We start from the raw sequence: 13,831 nt of genomic DNA on the forward strand, positions 1-13,831 counted from the left end.
AGGGTTAAGTATGCGCTAAATTAATTCCGCCAACGGGTTAATTATATATAAACATGAAGACTACATTAATGCAATTCATTATGCGCTCACGCTTTGTGAGCCAGCGACTCATCTTTATCGCTGATGTCGCTTTGTCTGTTGGAGCCACCGTTTTGACTTATCTGTTGATTGCCAACCTTTTTCCGGAAAGCAATTCCAGCAAGCCTTTCGGCTGTCTCATTCTGTCTACGTTAGTATTTTCGAGTCTGTTCTTTTGGATTTTCCGTACTTATAAGAACATCATTCGTCACTCCTCGCTGGTAGAGTCCTCACGTATTTTCTGGGCCTGCCTTCTTTCTGATCTGGGTGTGGGACTGGTTTCCTACTATCTTATAGTTGATAATTTTGATTCCACCTTGTGGGCATTGAGCATACTGCTTGATTTTCTGCTCACTTTTGTGCTGCTGATTCTGGCCCGTGTCTGCTGTGTGGCCATTTATCAGCGTTCTTTTCAGACGCTGGCACTCGATCAGCGTCGCCGTTTGCTGGTTTATCTCGATCCGGAGAAAGACCAGACCACAATGCCTTCCTTCTCTTCTTTGTCTCCCGACAATGTGATTGTAGGCTATCTGCGTTTCGGCAAGCGCGACACTCAGCGTATTGGCGGCATAAAGCTTTATTCCATTGAGAACGAAGAGGATTTCCGTAAGCTTTTGTTGCATGTTCATGCCAATGCCGTTCTGTTCCAAAGCCGCGGTCAGGTCAAGGAAGAGAGCGACCGTCTGGTGCGTTATGGCGAAAAATACAAGACTCAGATGCTTCTGGGCGAAACCGAGGAGGTTCGCAACGGCCAGGTGCGTCCGGCCCGTCTCACTGAGGTGCGTATTGAAGATCTTCTGGGCCGTGAAGAGATTAAGATCAATATGGAAAACATCAAGAGAGAGCTTCAGGGCAAAACCGTTCTGGTTACCGGAGCTGCCGGTTCCATCGGTAGTGAGATTTGCCGTCAGCTTTGTACTTTCGGTCTGAAGGAACTCGTTCTTTTTGATATGGCGGAGACCCCGATGCACAATATCCGTCTGGAGTTGGAAGATACTTTCCCCGATGTGACATTTACTCCTGTTGTGGGTGATATCCGCGTGGTGCCTCGTGTCACCTGGCTGATGCGTACTTATAAGCCTCAGGTGGTGTTCCATGCTGCCGCCTACAAGCATGTGCCTTTGATGGAGGAAAACCCTTGTGAGGCTGTTCTGGCCAATGTGGTGGGTACCCGCAATCTGGCCGATCTGGCTGTGGAATACGGAGTGGAGCGTTTTGTGATGATTTCTACCGATAAGGCCGTGAACCCTACCAATGTAATGGGAGCTTCCAAGCGTCTGGCCGAGATTTATGTGCAGACTCTGAGTATGAGCATTGCCAAGGGAGAGATTCAGGGACACACCAAGTTCATCACCACCCGTTTTGGTAATGTATTGGGCAGCAACGGTTCGGTTATCCCCCGTTTCCGTGAGCAGCTGATGAAGGGTGGTCCGCTTACCGTGACCCATCCCGATATTATCCGTTACTTTATGACCATTCCCGAGGCCGTGCGCCTGGTATTGGAGGCCGGAGTGATGGGCGAGGGTAATGAGATCTTTGTGTTCGATATGGGTAAACCGGTGAAGATTGCCGATTTGGCTCGCCGCATGATTGAGCTGGCCGGTTTGGTTCCCGATCAGGATATCAAGATTGAGTATACCGGTTTGCGTCCGGGTGAGAAACTTTATGAAGAGCTGTTGGCCACTAAGGAAAATACCTTGCCAACACCGAATGAGAAGATTTTCCGCGCCCATGTCCGCGAGTACGATCGTGCTGAGGTAGTGGCTGCTATTGATCATTTGAAGGAAATCGCCCAGACTGTGGATCGTATGGAAACCGTGAAATGCATGAAGCAGATTGTGCCGGAATTTAAGAGTAAAAATTCAGATTTTGAGAAGTTGGATAAGTAATTTATTTTATTTATGAAAAAGAAAAATTTATTGCTTATTGCTAACTATTGGCATTTTGAAGAGGAAAAAAGCAGCAGTAGATATCGAAGTTTTGCTGATTTATTATCAGCAAAATATAATTTAGAGGTTATAACATCTACTTTTTGTCATTTGCAGAAAGCGCAAAGAGATATTTCACGTTTAAATTTTTCTCGATTACCATATAAGATGACCTTAATATATGAAAAGGGATATTCAAAAAATATAGGTGTTGAAAGAATTCTTAGCTATCAGCAATTTGGTAAAAATGTTTTGAATTATATCCAGAAATTGACAGATGTTGATTTGATTTTAGTATCTGTCCCTTCTTTGACAGTTGCTGATTGTGTAACTAGATATGCAAAAGAGAAGTCGATTCCCGTTATTGTTGATATTCAGGATTTATGGCCGGAAGCATTTAAAATGGCTTTTAATGTACCTATCTTATCTGATATCTTATTCTTTCCAATGTTAAAGCAGGCTAATCGTATTTATAGAAGGGCTGATTATATATTAGCTGTCTCAGATACTTATGTACGTAGAGCAATGGTTACAGGAAATAATCGAGGTGAGAGTATTTATATCGGTACTGATAGCGAGTTAGTAAGGAAGAAGATACAAAATATAGAAGTCCATAAAGATTTTAATGAGTTTTGGATAGGATATGTAGGTGCTTTGGGACACAGTTATGATATTAAGAGTGTGATTGATGCTTTGGCTATACTTAAAAAGCAAGGTATTGAAAACATTGTATTTAAGGTAATGGGAGATGGCGTATTAAAGACTGAATTTGAAAACTATGCAAAGAGTAAAAATGTGAGGTGTGATTTTATGGGGTTGTTGGAGTACGGATTAATGATGAAAACTTTAATGGCTTGTGATGTGGCTGTTAATCCAATTGTAAAACAGTCCGTTTCTTCGATAATCAATAAAGTTTCAGATTATGCTGCTGCAAAAATTCCGGTAATAAATACTCAGACCAGTAAAGAGTATAGAAATTTATTGGAAAGATATAATGCGGGAGTAAATGTTGAAAATGGAGATATAGATGCAATGTCTGATGCTATAAGAGAATTATATTTTGATCATAAGAAAAAAGAACTAATGGGAAAAAATGCTTCAAGAATGTTCTCTGAAAAGTTTGATCGGCAAGTTAACTATCCTCGAATAATTCCAATTATAGAAAAACTTTTAAAAAATGCGTAAGTATAAAGAGAGGATAAAAGAAATCTGGAGATATCCATATAGACTTTATATGAAGTCTAGGTTGCAGAATCATGATTTTGAAATTATTTCTTCTAACTGTATAGGTGGAATTTTGTATCATGATGTAGGTGAACAATTTAGAACTCCAACAATAAATCTTATTATACCAGAGTTTTTAAAGTTTATATCAAATTTGTCCGTTTACTTAAACTATCCTTTAGAACCAGGCAGAATTACAAAAGAAGGTTATCCATGCTGTATGTGTGGAGATATTGAAATTATAGGAGTTCATTATAGAAATCAAGAGCATTTAATACATGATTGGAGCAAACGTGTTAAAAGAGTTACGGGAAAGCATATTTTTGTAATATCGACTGATAATTTTATTAAAACAGAAGAGGATATGTGTATTTTTGATAGTTTACCATATCCAAAAGTGTGTTTCTCAGCAAAAGAAAATAAGAAATATAAATGGTTGGTTTATCTTCCTGAGTTTAAAGGTAAATCTGCCATTGGTGATTCTTTGAGATACTGTACTCCATGGGGGACTAGAATTTTTGAAAAATACTTTGATTGTGTAAACTGGTTAAATTCGGAAAAATGAAAGTTTTAATTTTAAGCCATAATCCTATTACTGATTATAATAGTATGGGAAAAACGTTTTTGGGCTTATTTGAAAAATTTAAGTGTTCAGAGATAGTACAGTTGTATATTTATCCAACACTACCTAATGTACTAAAGTGTAGTAGTTATTTTCGTATTACTGATATGGAAGCTTTTAAGGGAATCTTCCCTTTTTATAAAGCTGGTCGTGTGATAGATTTAAGTGAAATTAAAGAAAATAATACGTTATATGAAAATTTAAATCAGAAAGTTTTTTATAGTAAAAGTAAGCATAGAATTATAAAAATCCTCATTAGAAATTTTATTTGGACTTGTTCTCATTGGAATACTTCACATTTGAAAAGCTGGTTAAAAGAACAAAATATCAGTGCGCTTTTTGTTGCTCCAGGAGCTTCTCCTTTTTTCTATAAATTAGCATTAGAAATAGGAGATTTTCTTAATTGCCCTATTTGTTCTTATATCTGTGATGATTTTTATTTTAGTTCTACAGAAAGTAAGGGACTTTGGGCACGATACTATAAGAGAGAATTAAAGAATAATATTAGAAAACTATTAGAAAAATCCAAGATAGTATTTACTATATGTGATTCTTTAGCAAAAGCTTATTCTGATGAATTTGCGTGTAAAACATTAACCTTATCAACAGCAGCAAATATTAAAAGAAGTACAGTTCCAATAAAAAATAATAGTAAAAGCATTGTGTACTTAGGAAGTTTGCATTTAAATCGTTATCTCTCATTAATTGAGATAGGTAAAGCTTTAGATCATATAAATGAAACTCATAAGGCTAATTTTGAGCTATTGATTTATTCTTCATGCACTGATTCTTTTATTTTAGATAGCTTTAAAAATGTAAGTTCTATTCGCTTTAAAGGTTTTGTAGGCGGTTCAGATGTTTATTCCATTATGAAACAATCTTTAATGCTTCTTCATGTTGAAGCTTTCGATGCAATTAGTGTTGAAAGAACAAAATTCTCTGTTTCGACAAAAATCGCAGATAGTTTAGCTAGTGGTGTTTGTCTTTTTGCTTATGCTCCAGTAGAAGTTGCTTCAATGCAACACTTGATAAAATATAAGTGTGCAGCAGTTGCAACTTCAAGTAAAATTTTAGAAGAAGTTTTAATGGAGTATTTATTTTCGGAACGGAAAAGAGAAGAAACCATAATGAAGGCATTAGAAACAGCAAGACTTTGTCATGATAGTAATATTCAAAGCTCTCTTTTATATAATGCATATTTAGATTTGTTTAATTATGAAAATACTTCAAGTAAATTGTGTCTATAATGTTGGTAGTACGGGAAAAATTGTTTTCGACATACATCAAGGGTTGAAGAGATTGGGATGTGATTCTTTTGTTGCTTATGGAAGAGGGAAACACTCAAAAGAGCCACATGTTTATAAAATTAGTACTGAACTTTATTCAAAAGTTAATAAATTATGCTCTAATATTTCTGGTTTAATGTATGGTGGTTGCTTCTTTTCTACTTTTTTATTAAAAAGAATAATTACAAAAAAGAAACCCGATATAGTGCATTTACATTGTATAAATGGAAATTTTGTAAATATATACGAATTAATCAGATGGTTAAAAAATAAGAAGATTCCAACGGTTCTAACTTTGCATGCCGAATTTATGTATACAGCTAATTGCTCTCATGCATTTGATTGTAATCAATGGATCAAAGGATGTAAGAGATGTCTTGATTATAAAACAAAAACAAATTCTTATTTTTTAGATAATACAGCAAAGTCCTGGCACTTGATGAATAGTGCTTTTGATAATTTTAAAGAGATAGAAGTTGTTTCAGTATCTCCGTGGTTACAGTTTAGAGCTGAAAAATCAGATATATTAAGTCGTATAAAGCATAGTACAATACTCAATGGTATTGATACAGATATTTTTTACCCTAGAAGTAAATCAAGCAAATCCATTCTTCCCAAAGGAATAAAAGACGGAGTTCCTGTTATTTTACATGTTACTGCGAATTTTGATCCTTTGACAGATAATATAAAAGGAGGAAGGTATATTTTAGAATTAGCAAAATTATTCTTATCTCAACATATTGATGTTCAATTTGTTATTGTAGCAGGCGTTTATAAAACATGTGAACTTCCCTCTAATATATGTCTCTTAGGTTCTGTTTTTGATCAAAATAGGCTTGCAGAGTTATATTCTATAGCTGATATAACTGTAATTACAAGTAAAAGGGAAACTTTTTCAATGATATGCGCAGAAAGTTTGTGTTGTGGCACTCCTGTTGTTGGGTTTAAAGCAGGAGCACCTGAACTTATTTCTTTGTCTGATTACTCTTCGTTTGTTGATTATGGGGATCTTGATAGTTTATTGCACGTAATATTGAATTTTTTAAATGGAAAAGTTTGCAAAAATGAAATTTCTTCTAAAGCCAAAAAAGTTTATTCTAGAGAGCGTATGCTTAGTGAATATATAGCGCTTTATAAAAAAATGATAAAAAAATATGGAGAATCAGAATAATTTTTTAGTTTCTTGGGGATGGTTTTTATTAGTGACACTGACGACTGTTTTATATACACTTCCCAGTGTGAAAATGATGGTACCTTATGTTGTAATGGGAGGTTGTATGCTGTTATCTTTGTTGCCGGTTTTTATTCACCGAGATCTTTTTATAAGAAATTTCTCTTTTCAATTACTGTCAATTTCTTTGTATTTTTTAATAGCATATTATTTATTTTGTTCTTTTACGTTAGTAGATTCATTAAACGAAGCCATTAGAGTCTTAAGAACTTTTATACCCGTTTTTTGGGGTATTATGTTTATGCAGGTTCTAGATAAGAGCAAACAAAAAATGTCATTTTTTATAATAGGTTTCTGTATCTTGTATATTTTATTCATTACTTTGAAAGCCTTACATGAAAATCCAATGATTTCGCGCTTATTAGCAGAAAGTACTGCGACTAGTGATTCATTTTTAAATCAATATAGAATGCAAAATGTTGGGGGATTTGAGTTTTCCTATATGATAGGTCTCTGTACTTTATGTGTTTTTTGGAAATTTTTAGTTTCTCATAAATTTTTAGAGAAAATTCTATGTCTTTTCTTTGTTGTTCTTTTTTACCATTATATAATTCTCACCCAGTATGCGACACTTTTATTATTAACTTCATTAGGTATTCTAGGCTTAATATATGGAAATCTAAAGACAATTTATACTAAACTTTTATTTATAGTAGGTATTTTATTTTTATTGTTTTTTGGATTTTCTTTACTAGTCTTGTTGCAGGATGTTTTTCAAGATTCTTTGTTATCAATGAAATTCGAACAAATATCAACATCTATTGCTTCAGGAGATGTGAATGACTTAGGTGGAAGACCTCTTTTAATGTTTTCTGCTTTAAATAATTGGGTTTCTAGTCCAATATTTGGAGGAAATTATGAGAACTTGAATGCACATTCATTAATAACTACTATTTTAGTTCAAACAGGTCTTGTTGGTTTGCTTTTGTGGTTGTTTTTGTATTGCAGATCTTATAAAATCATAAAATATTATTATGCAAAAATTCCTTACGCATTAAATCTTGTAGGGAATTCTTTTGTTTATTTGTTTTTGTTGTCTTTTTTTAATCCTATAGGATATGCTTTTGAGTTACCGATAGCTTGCTTTTTTATAGTACCTCTTTTTATAAATGTGTTTAATAAAGAAAAAATACAATAATTATGAAGCCGTGGAATTTGGATGTAGCTGTATTGTGTATATTTTTTGCACGACCGGAACAGTTTAAAAAAGTTTTAGAACGTGTTTGTGAAGTTAAGCCTAAGATTTTATTATTTTGGCAGGATGGTCCACGAAACGGTAGGCCTGATGATATTATAAATATTGAGAAGTGTAGGGACTTATTGAAAATGATTGATTGGGATTGTCAAATCTATAAGAATTTTCATTCTGAAAATATGGGTTGTGATCCCTCTACTCATTTGTCTCATAAGTGGGCTTTTAGTATTGTTGATAAGTGTATAATATTAGAGGATGATATAGTTCCTTCTGTTTCCTTTTTTTCCTTTTGTAAAGAACTTCTAGACCGATATGAAAATGATACGCGTATAGATAGAATTTGTGGCCAAACGTTATATGGGGGAATAGATTGTAAACGTTATAGTTATTTCTTTTCTCGTTCTGGTTCTTCTTGGGGATGGGCTACATGGAAGCGTGTTGCTGATACTTGGGAGACAGAATATGATTTTCTTAAGGATGAATATTATTTAGATCTTGCAAGATATAGATTTGGGCACAAACGGTTTGATAAAAGTCTACAAATTGCTCAAAAAAGATCAAAGGAAGGTATTCCTTACTGGGAACATATTGTTGGTTTCAGAACCTTATTGTCTTCTGGGTTAGTAATTTATCCTGCTGTAAATTTAATAGAGAATGTAGGTACATCTATAAATGCAACTCACGCGCCTAATGATTTGAATGAGTTACCGAAAGAGATTCAGCAAATGTTTACTACAAAAGCATGTGAATTGTCTTTTCCTTTAAAACATCCTCCATATGTTATTGAGGATTATCATTACTTCTATAAAATAATAAAACATATAGAACCATCTTTTTATAGAAAAATCATAAGAAAAATAGAGCATTTGTTTAGAATTTTAATGTGTAAATATATAAAGCGATGAAATATTTAGTGATTGGAGATGCAAATTCAATGCATATATATAATTATGTAAAGAATGTTCTTTTGAAATTTGATTTTGAGATTCATTTAATGACCTTGTCTACTGAGTGTGTAAGACAAGAATATCAAAATTTTTATAAAGTAAATAATGTTATATTACATTCATTAGCTCAAAAAAAAATACCGAGCCTTAGAAATAAGAGTATTAAGGATAGATTGTTGAATTTTTATCTTAAGTATAAATTATTAGATGAAGTAGGGAAAATAGATATTTGTCATATTCAATCAGTTTACAAAACAAGTATCTTTTTTTATTTGCTCAAACGTAAAAATTTTAATCACTTTATTGCATCGTATTGGGGAGGCGATATTGAAAACCTGAATTCGCTAGTTGTTAAAATTAGAAAAATAGCGTTTTCTTTTGCTGATGTTATAACAGTTACAACCCTTAAAACTTATAATGAATTTAAAGAGTTATATGGTAATGTATTCGATAATAAATTACAAATTTGCCGAATGGCAACAGAAGGATTAGACTGGATTCATAATATTAGTCAAGCCAAAACGATCAGAGATTGTAGAAAAGAATTAGACTTGCCTCTTGATAAGGTGATAATTACTTGTGGGTATAGTGCGTATGCAGATCAACATCAAGATATTATATTAGATATGATATCAAAGTTGTCTGCTGAGATCAAAAGGAATATTTACGTTATTGTACCAATGCAATATGGTAGATACAATAAGACCTATATAAAAAAGGTCGAGGAAAAAGCTCAACGAGTAGGATGTGAATATAAAATTCTTGAAGAATATTTTTCTTTTGAGAAAAATGCAAAGTTGACAATTTCTACTGATATTTATTTGCATATGAGAGATACCGATGCTTTTTCTAATTCTTTGAAAGAACATGTATATGCTGGAACTCGTATCATTATAGGAAATTGGTTAAAATATTATGAATTAGAGCAAATGGAAGCTCCTGTTAATTATGTTGATTCTTTTGAACAGTTACCATTATTATTGGAAAAATTAATCCTAGAATCAATTCATGAAGGACATAAAAAGTATTTGTTCTCTCCAATGTATGTAATGTATTCACAGGATGGAATTCAAAAACAGTGGTGTGAAATATTGAGTAAAATAATCAAATAAGGCTATGATGAACTCTACACGACAAATAAAGTTAGGAGCAGTAATATCATATTTGTCTCTTTTTATTAATATAATTATAGGACTTCTTTATACTCCTTGGATGATCAAAAGCATAGGAAAAGCAGATTTTGGTTTATATACTTTGGCTATGTCTGTCATCAGTATCTTTGTTTTTGATCTTGGGCTAGGAAGGGCTGTTACAACTTTTATTGCAAATTATTTGTCAAAGGGCTTATATAACAGCATAAACTGTTTCTTGGGAATAATTTATAAATTATATCTTTCAATAGATATTATTATTATTTTAATATTATCATCTTTATACTTTTTTATTCCAGATCTATATAAGGGACTTTCTCCTGAGGAAATTGAGAAATTTAAAATTATATATATATTAGCTTCTTGTTTTTGTGTTTTTTCTTTTCCTTTTATTCCATTAACCGGGATTTTGTCGGCATATGAGAAATTTATTCAGTTGAAATTTTGTGAGTTATTTGATAAAATTTTGCGTGTTATTACAATGACTGTATGTTTAATTTCTGGTTATGGTCTATATGCGCTGGTATTGGTAAATGTAGTAGTAGGCATTATTACTATTCTATTGAAACTTTTCTTTGTAAAAAGAAATACAGACATTAAAATTGTTTGGAAATTTTGGGAACGTGCAGAGTTTAAAAAGATTTTTAATTTTTCATTGTGGGTGACCATTATAGCTTTAGCTCAAAGATGTATTTTTAATTTTGCACCGACAATTTTAGGTATTGTATCTAATTCGAAAGATATAGCTGTTATGGGTGTTGCTATATCACTTGAAGGTTTTATTTTTATGTTTGCAAATGCATTAAATGGTCTTTTTTTACCTAAGGTTTCTAGGTTGGTTAGCGAAAAGAAAAGAGATGAAATTTCTGCATTAATGGTTAAAGTTGGTAGAATACAAGTCTTAATTATTGGTTTATTACTTATTGGTTTTATTGCTTTAGGAGAATCCTTTATTTTATTATGGGTGGGAAGGGATTATGCAAGTGTATATTTGTGTACCATACTATTGATTATTCCTTCTTTTCTCCATCTGCCTCAAGAAATTGCAGTGACGGAAATGGTTGTAACAAATAAAGTCAAGTACCAAGCTTATGTTTTCGTAGGTATGGCATTATTAAATTTAATTTTAGCTTTTCCGTTATCAATGCAATATGGAGTCTTAGGCATGTGTATTTCAATATGTATAGCATATTTAGCACGAACATTGGGTCTTAATTATATTTTTTATAAGAAAATGAATTTAGATATGTTTCATTTTTATGTAAGGGTTTATATCCCCTTTTTGAAGCCTATTGTTTTTATTATTCCAATTTTAGTTTTATTAAATTTTAGTATGGACTATTTCAATTGGATATCATTATTTTTACATGCTTGTATAATATTATTGTTATATATAGGGGTGATTTGGTTTTTCTATTTAAACAGTAATGAGAAAAATATGTTTTTGAATTTATTTGTTAAAATTATAAAAAAATAATATTATGTCAATCTTTAAAGACAAAGTCCTCTTGATTACTGGAGGCACCGGTTCATTTGGAAATGCCGTTTTGAGAAGATTCTTGGATTCTGATATTAAGGAAATCCGTATCTTTAGTCGTGATGAGAAAAAGCAGGATGATATGCGCCATCGGTTGCAGAACCCTAAGGTTAAATTTTACATCGGAAATGTACGTAACAAAACCTCGGTAGATGTAGCCATGCGTGGTGTGGATTATGTATTTGCTGCTGCTGCTCTGAAACAGGTTCCCAGTTGTGAATTCTTTCCGATGGAGGCTACTCGTACCAATGTGTTGGGAACAGAGAATGTGTTGCTTTCTGCCATTGAGCATGGAGTAAAGAATGTGGTGGTCTTGTCTACCGATAAGGCTGCTTATCCAATTAATGCAATGGGTATCTCCAAGGCTTTGATGGAGAAAGTAGCTATCGCCAAAGGACGTGAACTGGGTGAAGGAGCTGCCACTACCATCTGCTGCACCCGTTATGGTAATGTGATGGCCAGCCGTGGTTCTGTAATTCCTTTGTGGGTCGATCAGATGATGGAAGGTAAGCCGATTACCATTACCGATCCGAACATGACCCGTTTTATGATGACTTTGGATGATGCGGTAGATTTGGTAATCTACGCTTTTGAACATGGTCATAATGGTGATTTGTTTGTTCAAAAAGCACCGGCAGCCACTCTGGATGTTCTGGCCAAGGCTTTGAAGGAAATCTATGCCAAGATTGATCCGAAATATGGCGAGACAGAAGTTAAGGTGATTGGTACCCGTCACGGAGAGAAGTTGTACGAAACTTTGGTGACTCGTGAAGAAATGGCTAAGGCTATTGATATGGGTAATTATTATCGTATTCCATGTGATAATCGTGATTTGAATTACGATAAATATTTCAAAGAAGGAAGCGAAGAGATTTCTAAGATCGAGGATTATCACAGCCACAATACCGATCGTTTGGATGTTGAGGGGATGAAGCAGCAGTTGATGCGTCTGCGCTTTATTCAGGAAGATTTGGGCTTGATTGAGAAAGCTAAAGGTAAGGAAATTAGAAGTGAATAAGTTTTATGATAATAGATCAAGAGTTATTGAACCACTTATCGGATGAAGCAAGAAAGAATTCCCGTTTAAGAGCTAGTTTTGATTTACGTAATAGTACAGAAGATTTATCTCAAAGGATGTTAAATGCCATAGAACCAGGAACAGTAATACCGATACATAGACATCAGCATTCTTCTGAGACCTTAATTATAATACGTGGTAAATTAAGAGAGTTTTTGTATGATGAGTCTGGTGCTTTAGATAAGGTCGTTGAAATGGAAGCAGGCGGTACATGTACTATAATGCAAATTGAAAAAGGACAATGGCATTCATTGGAGTGCTTAAAGTCAGGAACTATCATATTTGAGGCAAAAGATGGCCCGTATATGCCAATTTCTGCTGAAGATATATTGGATAATAAAATTGAAGAATAATGAAGATTTTGGTTACAGGTGCACACGGATTTGTTGGTAAGAACCTGTGTGCCCAGCTCAATAATATCAAGGACGGAAAAGCCCGTAATTATCCGGTTACAGTGTCACAGGTCATGGAATATGACCTGGATACTGATCCGGCATTGCTGGATGGCTTTTGTGCCCAGGCAGATTTCGTATTCAATCTGGCAGGCGTAAACCGTCCGAAAGACCAGTCAGAGTTTATGCAGGGCAATTTCGGTTTTGCATCCACTTTGCTAGATACCCTAAAGAAACATGGAAATACTTGTCCGGTGATGCTTTCCAGCTCTATTCAGGCTACGTTGATTGGACGTTACGGCACTTCTGATTATGGCAAGTCCAAATTGGCCGGCGAGGAACTCTTTTTTGATTATGCTCAGGAAACCGGTGCCAAAGTGCTGGTTTACCGTTTCCCGAATCTTTTTGGAAAATGGTGTCGCCCCAATTATAACAGTGTAGTGGCTACTTTCTGCCATAATATTGCTCATGATCTTCCTATTCAGGTCAATGATCCTTCTGTGCAGTTGGAAATGCTTTATATTGATGATCTGGTAGAGGAAATGATTGCTGCATTAAGCGGAAAGGAGCATCATTGCGAGTTTGACGGCGTAGAGACCGTATTGAAAGAGGAAGGCCGTTATTGTGCCGTTCCGGTAACGCATCATGTCACTTTGGGAGAGATTGTAGACCTTTTGCATCAGTTTGCCGAGCAGCCCCAGAATCTGATAATTCCGGAGATTCCGGCCAATTCTTTTGCCAAGAAGCTTTATTCCACCTATCTGTCTTATCTGCCTAAGGAAAAGGTGTCTTTTCCTCTAAAGATGAATGTGGACGACCGCGGCAGCTTTACGGAAATGCTTCGTTCTGAGAAATGCGGTCAGGTCAGCATTAACATTTCCAAGCCGGGAGTAACCAAGGGACAGCACTGGCACAATACCAAATGGGAGTTCTTTATTGTGGTCAGCGGACACGGACTGATTCAGCAGCGCAAGTTGGGAACGGACGAAGTGATTGAATTCGAGGTTAGCGGAGAAAAGATTGAGGCGGTACACATGCTGCCTGGCTATACTCACAATATTATCAATTTGAGTGAAACGGAAAATCTCGTCACGGTGATGTGGGCCAATGAGATATTTGATCCCACTCATCCGGATACATTTTTCGAACCTGTAAAATAATA

Annotated in this window: 12 protein-coding genes; all 12 read left to right on the top strand. The window is 34.5% G+C overall.

Features of this window, described 5'->3' with window-relative positions; genetic code table 11:
- Positions 1-53: 53 nt before the first annotated feature.
- The 12 genes from DXA74_RS11760 to DXA74_RS11815 are packed head-to-tail and all read left to right on the top strand — an operon-like array spanning position 54 to position 13,829.
- Entirely contained in the window at positions 54-1,967 is a 1,914-nt protein-coding gene (locus tag DXA74_RS11760; RefSeq protein WP_118527823.1) for a UDP-N-acetylglucosamine 4,6-dehydratase family protein, read from the top strand.
- Positions 1,968-1,979: 12 nt separating this feature from the next.
- A complete protein-coding gene (locus DXA74_RS11765) occupies positions 1,980-3,191 on the top strand; it encodes a glycosyltransferase family 4 protein (protein ID WP_118527825.1) in 1,212 nt (403 codons plus the stop codon).
- Positions 3,184-3,795 (top strand): DUF1919 domain-containing protein, encoded by a 612-nt coding sequence (locus DXA74_RS11770; RefSeq protein WP_118527827.1) that lies wholly within the window; start codon positions 3,184-3,186, stop codon positions 3,793-3,795. The genes DXA74_RS11765 and DXA74_RS11770 overlap by 8 nt, the downstream gene beginning before the upstream one ends.
- Entirely contained in the window at positions 3,792-5,099 is a 1,308-nt protein-coding gene (locus DXA74_RS11775; RefSeq protein ID WP_147401101.1) for a hypothetical protein, read from the top strand. The genes DXA74_RS11770 and DXA74_RS11775 overlap by 4 nt, the downstream gene beginning before the upstream one ends.
- Positions 5,068-6,309, top strand: a complete 1,242-nt coding sequence (locus DXA74_RS11780) for a glycosyltransferase (RefSeq protein ID WP_118527831.1) — start codon at positions 5,068-5,070, stop codon at positions 6,307-6,309. Before DXA74_RS11775 ends, DXA74_RS11780 begins: the two co-directional genes overlap by 32 nt.
- Positions 6,293-7,507, top strand: coding sequence for a hypothetical protein (locus DXA74_RS11785; protein ID WP_118527833.1), 1,215 nt, complete (start codon positions 6,293-6,295; stop codon positions 7,505-7,507). The genes DXA74_RS11780 and DXA74_RS11785 overlap by 17 nt, the downstream gene beginning before the upstream one ends.
- Positions 7,508-7,509: 2 nt before the next feature.
- Positions 7,510-8,469 carry a hypothetical protein gene (locus DXA74_RS11790; protein ID WP_118527835.1) on the top strand — a complete coding sequence of 320 codons (960 nt, stop codon included), beginning with the start codon at positions 7,510-7,512 and terminating at the stop codon, positions 8,467-8,469.
- Positions 8,466-9,623: a TDP-N-acetylfucosamine:lipid II N-acetylfucosaminyltransferase gene (locus DXA74_RS11795; protein ID WP_118527837.1), complete on the top strand. Its 1,158-nt coding sequence runs from the start codon at positions 8,466-8,468 to the stop codon at positions 9,621-9,623. The genes DXA74_RS11790 and DXA74_RS11795 overlap by 4 nt, the downstream gene beginning before the upstream one ends.
- 4 nt (positions 9,624-9,627) lie before the next feature.
- Complete coding sequence (locus DXA74_RS11800) at positions 9,628-11,139, top strand: oligosaccharide flippase family protein (RefSeq protein WP_118527839.1); 1,512 nt, start codon at positions 9,628-9,630, stop codon at positions 11,137-11,139.
- Positions 11,140-11,143: 4 nt separating this feature from the next.
- The gene (locus DXA74_RS11805; RefSeq protein WP_118527841.1) at positions 11,144-12,217 is read left to right on the top strand and encodes a polysaccharide biosynthesis protein; all 1,074 of its coding nucleotides are present in this window, start codon (positions 11,144-11,146) and stop codon (positions 12,215-12,217) included.
- A 5-nt stretch (positions 12,218-12,222) separates the two neighbouring features.
- Positions 12,223-12,630 (top strand): WbuC family cupin fold metalloprotein, encoded by a 408-nt coding sequence (locus DXA74_RS11810; protein WP_118527843.1) that lies wholly within the window; start codon positions 12,223-12,225, stop codon positions 12,628-12,630.
- Positions 12,630-13,829: a capsular polysaccharide biosynthesis protein CapF gene (locus DXA74_RS11815; protein WP_118527845.1), complete on the top strand. Its 1,200-nt coding sequence runs from the start codon at positions 12,630-12,632 to the stop codon at positions 13,827-13,829. Before DXA74_RS11810 ends, DXA74_RS11815 begins: the two co-directional genes overlap by 1 nt.
- The last annotated feature ends 2 nt before the right edge of the window (positions 13,830-13,831 follow it).

This window comes from Bacteroides sp. OF04-15BH, assembly GCF_003477995.1.
Classification (GTDB): Bacteria; Bacteroidota; Bacteroidia; order Bacteroidales; family Bacteroidaceae; genus Paraprevotella.

Bases quoted from the DNA above. Each gene is read 5' to 3' on its own strand.
- DXA74_RS11760 (WP_118527823.1), top strand. From the start codon at position 54: ATGAAGACTACATTAATGCAATTCATTATGCGCTCACGCTTTGTGAGC.
- DXA74_RS11765 (WP_118527825.1), top strand. From the start codon at position 1,980: ATGAAAAAGAAAAATTTATTGCTTATTGCTAACTATTGGCATTTTGAA.
- DXA74_RS11770 (WP_118527827.1), top strand. From the start codon at position 3,184: ATGCGTAAGTATAAAGAGAGGATAAAAGAAATCTGGAGATATCCATAT.
- DXA74_RS11775 (WP_147401101.1), top strand. From the start codon at position 3,792: ATGAAAGTTTTAATTTTAAGCCATAATCCTATTACTGATTATAATAGT.
- DXA74_RS11780 (WP_118527831.1), top strand. From the start codon at position 5,068: ATGAAAATACTTCAAGTAAATTGTGTCTATAATGTTGGTAGTACGGGA.
- DXA74_RS11785 (WP_118527833.1), top strand. From the start codon at position 6,293: ATGGAGAATCAGAATAATTTTTTAGTTTCTTGGGGATGGTTTTTATTA.
- DXA74_RS11790 (WP_118527835.1), top strand. From the start codon at position 7,510: ATGAAGCCGTGGAATTTGGATGTAGCTGTATTGTGTATATTTTTTGCA.
- DXA74_RS11795 (WP_118527837.1), top strand. From the start codon at position 8,466: ATGAAATATTTAGTGATTGGAGATGCAAATTCAATGCATATATATAAT.
- DXA74_RS11800 (WP_118527839.1), top strand. From the start codon at position 9,628: ATGATGAACTCTACACGACAAATAAAGTTAGGAGCAGTAATATCATAT.
- DXA74_RS11805 (WP_118527841.1), top strand. From the start codon at position 11,144: ATGTCAATCTTTAAAGACAAAGTCCTCTTGATTACTGGAGGCACCGGT.
- DXA74_RS11810 (WP_118527843.1), top strand. From the start codon at position 12,223: ATGATAATAGATCAAGAGTTATTGAACCACTTATCGGATGAAGCAAGA.
- DXA74_RS11815 (WP_118527845.1), top strand. From the start codon at position 12,630: ATGAAGATTTTGGTTACAGGTGCACACGGATTTGTTGGTAAGAACCTG.